The 1,231-nt window shown below is 57.8% G+C and carries 1 protein-coding gene; it reads right to left on the bottom strand.

Annotation, left to right across the window (positions count from 1 at the left end; translation table 11 throughout):
* Positions 1-841 (bottom strand): cation:proton antiporter domain-containing protein (locus tag Abin_RS14905; protein WP_048848385.1); only part of this gene is annotated, 841 nt, incomplete at its 3' end.
* Positions 842-1,231 lie beyond the last annotated feature (390 nt).

Raw genomic sequence — 1,231 nt, 5'->3', positions numbered from 1 at the left:
CATCGAAAATGGAATGGCTGTAGCTGGTTCCGAAGCAGAGACCGGCCATGACGACGGCAATCGCACCGGACATGCCAAGTTGACTGGCGATGCTGAATGTTCCGGTTGCCAGAGCCAGCGACGTCAGCAGATCAATATGCGGATCACGCTGCGCCCTAAGCACACGAAGCGCGATCCACCCGGTCAGTGCACCCAACAGACCGCCACCAACCGCCTCACGACAGAAGCTGAACGCGATCTCCGAGGCAGTCACGCCCTGACTGTCTCCGGTCGCCAGTCCGATCGTTACACCGAAAATGACAACCCCCACGCCGTCGTTGAACAGGCTCTCACCCGCAAAAACGGCCTGTAGCGGTCCTGGCAGTCCCAGACGTTTCAGCATCCCCACGACTGAAACGGGGTCCGTAGGTGCCAGAACGGCGCCGAGCACGATGCACCATGTAAACGGAACGGCATGGCCCAGCAGTGGGAAAACACACCACGCCGCGACCGCCAGAAAAGCCACGGCCAGCACGGTTCCGAGAATGGAGAGGGCTGTCACAGACATCAGCTTTGCGCGCAGATGTCCGACATTCACCTGCATGGCTCCCGCAAAAAGCAGCAGCGACAGGGCACCGTTCAGAAGTGCCGCAGGCAGATTGATGGCACCGAGCACGGATCGTGGGAGAGCCTGAAGATCATAGGCCGGGATCAGCGGATTCAGGATCATGACCAGCAGCGAGGTCAGCAATGAGAAGACCAAAACGCCAATCGTGACAGGAACACGCAATGTATGGTGGTTGAGAATGCTGAAGCCTGCCGAGAAGGTCAGGAGCAGGGCAAGAAGACTGATTGTATCCATGGCCTCATCGCTGGCCGCCCTGGCGCCTCACGTCAAGAAAAACCGGGAATAGTCCGTAGGGGGCATTCGCTTTCTTTCTGGTCTGGAAGACGATATTCCGTTTGCCCCGCAAAAAGTCGACCATAGACCGGTTACCCGGCCTGACGTTTAACCCTCGTATCTCCAGCGATCCTTCCAAGCGCGTCGATAATTCTCGCATGATCATGTCGCTCTCGAATAAAGCGACGCCCGGCCCGAACCAATCTGGCGTGCGTCGTTGAGTCATCATGCAAATTGACGATCAGCGCAGCCAGTGAACTGCCCCGGGTTTACCGGAGAGTAAAACTCTCGGAGGATGAGCCCTATCCGCCGGATCTGGCAGGATAATCGTGCTGTTTATGGTGCGCGCAA

Source organism: Acetobacter indonesiensis (assembly GCF_000963945.1).
Classification (GTDB): domain Bacteria; phylum Pseudomonadota; class Alphaproteobacteria; order Acetobacterales; family Acetobacteraceae; genus Acetobacter; species Acetobacter indonesiensis.
Note: the sequence above shows the minus strand (reverse complement) of the source record. Positions and strands in the feature narration are given on the sequence as shown.